Below are 6,278 nucleotides of genomic sequence, written 5' to 3'. Positions count from 1 at the left end.
AGCCGGCCTCCCCCCGCAGCACGACCCCACCACCCACGGCCTCGACGGCGCCCGCGGCGCCGACGTCGACGGCGTCCCGGTGCACTCGGTACGGCTGCGCGGCCTCCTCGCCCACCAGGAGGTCCTCCTCGGCGGCACCGGCGAGACCCTCACCATCCGCCACGACTCGCTGCACCACAGCAGCTTCATGCCCGGCATCCTGCTCGCGGTCCGCACGGTGCCGACAGTGCCCGGCCTCACGTTCGGCTTGGAGCACTTCCTGACCGGCGGGCCCGCCGCGGCGGACGGCTCCACCACCACCGGGCACCAGGGAGCCTGAACCCGATGCGCGCCAAGCTCAGCTACATCGTCTCCGCGGTCGTCCTCGTCTTCTACTTCGTGCTCGTCGGCGACCGCGGGGTGTTGCTGATCGCCGACGGCCGGCCCGTCACCGTCGCCTTCGGCCTCGCCGTCCTGGTCCTGCCGTTCATCGGCGCCTGGTTCCTCTGGCACACCACCCAGTTCGCCCGGCACGCCGGACGGCTCGGCCGTGAACTCGAAGCCGAGGGCGGCCTGCCCGTCGACGAACTGGCCCGCACCCCCAGCGGCCGCATCGACCGCGCCTCCGCCGACGCGGTCTTCGCCAGACGCCAGGCCGAGACCGAGGCCGACCCGGACGACTGGCGCAACTGGTTCCGCCTCGCCGTCGCCTACTTCGACGCCCGCGACACGCCCCGCGCCCGCAAGGCCATGCAACGCGCCATCCGCCTCCACGACGCCGAAGCAGCCGTAGGCACCCGCGCCGCAGAGCCGCAGTAGCCCAGCGGCACGGCGAACGCTCCGCCCGGCCACACCCGCCGCGGCACCCGGAAGCGCATCGGCACCGCCGTGACGGCTCGACCGCCGACGCTACTAGCGCAGCTCCAGCGACCAGCCCTCGATGGCATCTGCCGCTATGTCGAACGCCTCGGCACGCCCCAGGAAATCCGCGTTGTGATCGGTCATCAGCGGCCGCAGCGCCGACCCGCGCCGGCTGATCAGCAGCGCCTGCCCCTGCACGCTGCGCGGCAGCCCCAGCACCCGCACCGGCTGCTGCGCCGTATGCACCGCCGTCACGTGCTGCCAGGGCACGGTGACCGTGGCGAAGTACCCGACCTGCCGCAGGCCTTTCCCGCTGACCCATACCCCCATCCGCAGCAACCGCAGTGTGCCGGCGATCACCAGCGCCGCGAGCAGCACCAGCACACCACCCCCCTGCACGCTCTTCGCCGCGACCATGATCAGCGCGGCGAACAGCAGGTACGCGGCGAGCATCAGCGCCAGCGCGGCGACCGCGACCCGCCAGGGTCCGGGGCGGTACGGGCGCATCCAGCGGTCGCGCACGTCGTGCGGCAGCGGCCGGCCGGTCGTGTACTCGTCGTCAACGGCGACTGCGGAGCGGAAGGGCAAGGACACGCGGAGAATCCTCTTCGACTTCTGTCAGGTGCAGGGGTTATGACCGGTGAGGCTATCCGTCCCGGTCACCGCGGCCAAGCTCCGGGTCGGACCCGGAGCCTGCGATCGCCGGTCGGGCCCACCCCATAAGCTGAGCGGCGCACAACAGACAACAGGAAGGACCCGCCGGTGTCCACCGACCCGCCCTCCACCGAGGCCGCCACCCCCGTTCGCTTCCGCGACGACGTCACGGTCGACCTCGTCAAGCACAGCGCGTCCGACTCGGACGTCCTGTGGGCGGCCCGCGTTTCGACGGCGGGCGAGCAGTCCATCGAAGAGCTGACCAAGGACCCCGACCGCTCCAAGGGCCTGATCAACTTCCTCATCCGCGACCGCCACGGCAGTCCCTTCGAGCACAACTCGATGACCTTCTTCATCAGCGCACCGATCTTCGTCTTCCGCGAATTCATGCGGCACCGGGCCGGATGGTGCCTGGCCGGTGACACGGAGATCACCCTGGAGAGCGAGGCGGGCGGGCTTCGCCGCCGCAAGATCAAGGATCTCTACCAGCAGTGGCACCACGGAGTCGAGGACCGTCTGCCGACTCCGGTCGGCGGCGCCACCTGGCACGGCAAGGCCGGCAGGTGGATGGCGCAGGCGAGCCATGAGGGCAGGGACCACTACCTCGGGCTGTACGACAGCCGAGAGGCGGCCGACAGCGCGGTCGCCGAGTTCCGCGAAGAGCATCCGAGTGCCCAGGTGAGGCGGCAGGAGTCCGTCCGGGGCACTCATGTGCGGTGTTACGACGAGGACACCCTCCGCGCCCGGCGCGCCCAGATCGTCGACGTCATGGAGTCCGGCACCAAGTCCCTCATCCGGATCGCCACCGAGAGCGGGCGGGTCCTGCGCTGCTCGGTGGACCACGCGATCCTCACTCCCGACGGCTGGCGCAAGGCGGGCGAACTGGCGGCCGGTGATGCCGTCATGGGCGCCGGCGCGGCTGCACGCCCGTCGACGGGCCCGGTTCCGCCCAGCCTCCACCGCGGCATCGGCGTCTGGACGTCGGCGCAGCGCACGCGCCTGATCGCCGAGACCGACACCTGTCACTTGTGCGGTGGCAGTTTCCCCCGCGCCTCCCTCGCGCTGGACCACAAGGTGCCGGTCGCCGCCGACCTGACGAAGGCGCTCGACGCGAGCAACCTCGCCCCCGCCTGTGCGGACTGCCATGCGGCGAAGAGCGCCGCGGAGCAGGAGCTCGCCCAGCGCGGCGGGAGGATCGCGGTCGCGGTCCCGGACCGCATCACCTCCATCGTCGAGGACGGCGAGGAGATGACCTACGACCTGTCCGTCGCCGGCCCGTGGCACAACTTCCTGGCCGACGGGATCGTGGTGCACAACTCGTACAACGAGGAGTCCGGCAGGTATCGCGAGCTCCAGCCGGTGTTCTACGTGCCGGGGCCGGACCGGAAGCTGGTGCAGCAGGGGCGGCCGGGCAAGTACGAGTTCGTCCAGGGGACCGCGGAGCAGCGGGAGGCGGCACTCGCCGTGATGGCGGAGTCGTACGAGCGGTCGTACGCGGCGTACCAGGAGATGCTGGCGGCCGGGGTGGCCCGGGAGGTGGCGCGGTCGACGCTGCCGGTGGGGTTGTTCTCGTCGATGTACGCGACGTGCAACGCGCGGTCGCTGATGCACTTCCTCGGGTTGCGCACGCAGCACGAACTCGCCCAGGTCCCGTCGTTCCCGCAGCGGGAGATCGAGATGGTCGGCGAGCTGATGGAGGCGGAGTGGGCGAAGCTCATGCCGCTCACGCACGCCGCGTTCAACGCGAACGGCCGAATCGCCCCGTAAAAGATGTCCGAAGTGTTCGGATTGCAGGCATTCGTGAAGTTCATCTAGGCTGCGGAAACGGACTCCGGTGCTGCTTGAACCCCCGAGCAGGCAGCGCCGGAGTCCTCACCGTGGGTCTCGCTGTCCACACCCGCAGGTACCGCGGCTGCGCAGCCGCACACACACCCAGTAACGTGGGACGCATGGCTCCGACTTCCACCCCCGATGCCCCCTTCGGGCGGGTGCTGACCGCGATGGTCACGCCGTTCACCGCCGACGGCGCGCTCGATGTCGACGGCGCGCAGCGGCTCGCCGCCCACCTCGTGGACCAGGGCAACGACGGACTCGTCGTCAACGGCACCACGGGAGAGTCGCCCACCACCAGCGACGACGAGAAAGACCGGCTGGTCCGAGCCGTACTCGAAGCGGTAGGCGACCGCGCACACGTCATCGCCGGCGTCGGCACCAATGACACCGCGCACAGCGTCACCCTCGCCCGCCAGGCCGAGCACGCCGGCGCCCACGGCCTGCTCACCGTCACGCCGTACTACAGCAAGCCCCCGCAGGAGGGCCTGTACCGGCACTTCACCGCCATCGCCGACGCCACCGGCCTGCCGGTCATGCTCTACGACATCCCCGGCCGCAGCGGCGTCCCCATCGACACCGAGACCCTCGTCCGGCTCGGCGACCACCCCCGGATCGTCGCCAACAAGGACGCCAAGGGCGACCTCGCCGCCGCGAGCTGGGCGATCTCCCGCAGCGACCTCGCCTGGTACTCCGGCGACGACATGCTCAACCTGCCGTTGCTGTCGATCGGCGCGGCCGGCTTCGTCTCCGTCGTCGGCCACCTCGTCTCCACCGAGCTGCGCGCCCTCCTGGAGGCATACACCAGCGGCGACGTCGCCAAGGCCACCGAGATCCACCAGTGCCTGCTGCCCGTCTACACCGGCATGTTCCGCGCCCAGGGCGTCATCACCACCAAGACCGCCCTCGCGCTGCGCGGACTGCCCGCAGGCCCGCTCCGGCTCCCCCTGGTCGCCCTCGGCGAACAGGAGACCGAGCAGCTCAGGAAGGATCTCGCCGCCGGCGGGGTACACCTCTGAGCACACCCGGGAACACACAGGACTTCACAACTGAATACGGCAGCACTTCGCGGCATCCGCCGGACACCAGCGGACCAAGCGCGGACCACGAAACGTCGGAAAAGAAATCCGAACGCGGCACCACCATTCGAACATCGGAACAGCGTCGCGCCGGCCACGGCCCCCACGAGGGGCCCTCTGGCATGCGCGGTAAGGAGAAACCCTTTGAGTCATCCGCACCCTGAACTCGGTCCCCCGCCGGCACTCGCCGAGGGCGGTCTGCGCATCACACCGCTCGGCGGCCTGGGCGAGATCGGCCGCAACATGACCGTCTTCGAATACGCCGGCCGGCTGCTGATCGTCGACTGCGGCGTCCTCTTCCCCGAAGAGGAACAGCCCGGAGTCGACCTGATCCTGCCGGACTTCAGTTCCATCCGCGACCGGCTGGACGACGTGGTCGGCGTCGTCCTCACGCACGGCCACGAAGACCACATCGGCGCCGTCCCCTTCCTGCTCCGCGAGAAGGAAGACATCCCGCTGATCGGCTCCAAGCTCACCCTCGCCCTGGTCGAGGCGAAGCTCCAGGAACACCGCATCCGCCCGTACGCCCTCGAGGTCAAGGAGGGCGACCGGGAGCGGATCGGCCCCTTCGACTGCGAGTTCGTCGCGGTCAACCACTCCATCCCGGACGCGCTCGCCGTCGCCATCCGCACCCCTGCGGGCAATGTCGTCGTCACCGGCGACTTCAAGATGGACCAACTCCCGCTCGACGGGCGCCTCACCGACCTGCCGACCTTCGCGCGGCTCGGCGAGGAGGGCATCGATCTGCTCCTCGCGGACTCCACCAACGCCGAGGTCCCCGGCTTCGTGCCGCCCGAGCGCGACATCTCCCAGGTGCTGCGGCAGACCTTCGCCAAGGCGGAGAAGCGGATCATCGTCGCCAGCTTCGCCAGCCACGTGCACCGCATCCAGCAGGTGCTCGACGCAGCCCACGAACGCGGCCGCAAGGTCGCCTTCGTCGGCCGTTCCATGGTCAGGAACATGGGCATCGCCCGCGATCTGGGCTACCTGAAGGTGCCGAGCGGGCTCGTCGTCGACGTCAAGGTGCTCGACGACCTCCCCGACGAGAAGGTCGTCCTGGTCTGCACCGGCTCCCAGGGCGAACCCATGGCCGCCCTGTCCCGGATGGCCAACCGCGACCACCAGATCCGCATCGTCGAGGGCGACACCGTCGTCCTTGCCTCGTCCCTCATCCCGGGCAACGAGAACGCGGTCTACCGCGTCATCAACGGGCTGACCCGCTGGGGCGCGAACGTCGTCCACAAGGGCAACGCGAAAGTGCACGTCTCCGGCCACGCCTCGGCCGGCGAACTGCTGTACTTCTACAACATCTGCAAGCCGCGCAACCTCATGCCGATCCACGGCGAATGGCGTCACCTGCGCGCCAACGCCGACCTGGGCATGCTGACCGGCATCCCCAAGGAACGCACCGTCATCGCCGAGGACGGCGTCGTCGTCGACCTCGTCAACGGCAAGGCGAAGATCGCGGGCAAGGTCCAGGCCGGCTACGTGTACGTCGACGGCCTCTCGGTCGGCGACATCACCGAGACGCACCTCAAGGACCGCCGCATCCTGGGCGAGGAAGGCATTGTCTCGGTCTTCGTCGTGGTCGACAGCAGCACGGGCAAGATCGTCGGCGGCCCCAACATCCACGCCAGGGGCTCGGGCATCGACGACGACGCGTTCGCCGCGGTCATTCCCAAGATCGAGGAGGGCCTGTCCCGTTCGGCCTCCGACGGCGTCATGGAGATCCGCCAGATCCAGCAGCTCATCCGCCGCTCGGTCGGCAAGTGGGTCTCCGACACCTACCGTCGGCGCCCGATGATCCTGCCGGTGGTCGTGGAAGTCTGACGCACCGTCAACCTCGGTGCGGGGAGCGGGCCGCCGGATTTGCAT

General features: G+C 69.9%; 5 protein-coding genes and 3 pseudogenes. 7 read left to right on the top strand and 1 reads right to left on the bottom strand.

Translation table 11 applies throughout. From position 1 onward, the window contains the following. Together AC13HU_RS29555 and AC13HU_RS29550 are read left to right on the top strand one after the other, a co-directional pair. Nucleotides 1-319 (top strand): dihydrodipicolinate reductase C-terminal domain-containing protein (locus AC13HU_RS29555; protein ID WP_483045033.1); only part of this gene is annotated, 319 nt, incomplete at its 5' end. Nucleotides 320-324: 5 nt separating this feature from the next. Continuing rightward, nucleotides 325-798: a tetratricopeptide repeat protein gene (locus AC13HU_RS29550; RefSeq protein ID WP_483045032.1), complete on the top strand. Its 474-nt coding sequence runs from the start codon at nucleotides 325-327 to the stop codon at nucleotides 796-798. Nucleotides 799-891: 93 nt separating this feature from the next. Here the strand turns inward: AC13HU_RS29550 and AC13HU_RS29545 are convergent, their stop codons facing one another. Continuing rightward, nucleotides 892-1,434: a hypothetical protein gene (locus tag AC13HU_RS29545; protein ID WP_483045031.1), complete on the bottom strand. Its 543-nt coding sequence runs from the start codon at nucleotides 1,432-1,434 to the stop codon at nucleotides 892-894. A gap of 168 nt (nucleotides 1,435-1,602) precedes the next feature. On the opposite strand from AC13HU_RS29545, the pseudogene AC13HU_RS29540 reads away from it, so the two are divergent. From AC13HU_RS29540 to AC13HU_RS29520, 5 genes and pseudogenes are all read left to right on the top strand, one after another. After that, a pseudogene (locus tag AC13HU_RS29540) lies at nucleotides 1,603-1,902 on the top strand (FAD-dependent thymidylate synthase); the annotation flags it as partial. Then, nucleotides 1,882-2,808, top strand: a pseudogene (locus AC13HU_RS29535) (HNH endonuclease); the annotation flags it as partial. The pseudogenes AC13HU_RS29540 and AC13HU_RS29535, both read left to right, overlap by 21 nt. Before the next feature lie 3 nt (nucleotides 2,809-2,811). After that, nucleotides 2,812-3,261, top strand: a pseudogene (gene thyX / locus AC13HU_RS29530) (FAD-dependent thymidylate synthase); the annotation flags it as partial. Nucleotides 3,262-3,443: 182 nt separating this feature from the next. Continuing rightward, nucleotides 3,444-4,343: a 4-hydroxy-tetrahydrodipicolinate synthase gene (gene dapA, locus AC13HU_RS29525; RefSeq protein WP_483045030.1), complete on the top strand. Its 900-nt coding sequence runs from the start codon at nucleotides 3,444-3,446 to the stop codon at nucleotides 4,341-4,343. Nucleotides 4,344-4,547: 204 nt separating this feature from the next. Beyond that, nucleotides 4,548-6,233, top strand: a complete 1,686-nt coding sequence (locus AC13HU_RS29520; protein ID WP_483045029.1) for a ribonuclease J — start codon at nucleotides 4,548-4,550, stop codon at nucleotides 6,231-6,233. Nucleotides 6,234-6,278 lie beyond the last annotated feature (45 nt).

The sequence above is a fragment of the Streptomyces sp. NH27 genome (genome assembly GCF_056859195.1).
Note: the sequence above shows the minus strand (reverse complement) of the source record. Positions and strands in the feature narration are given on the sequence as shown.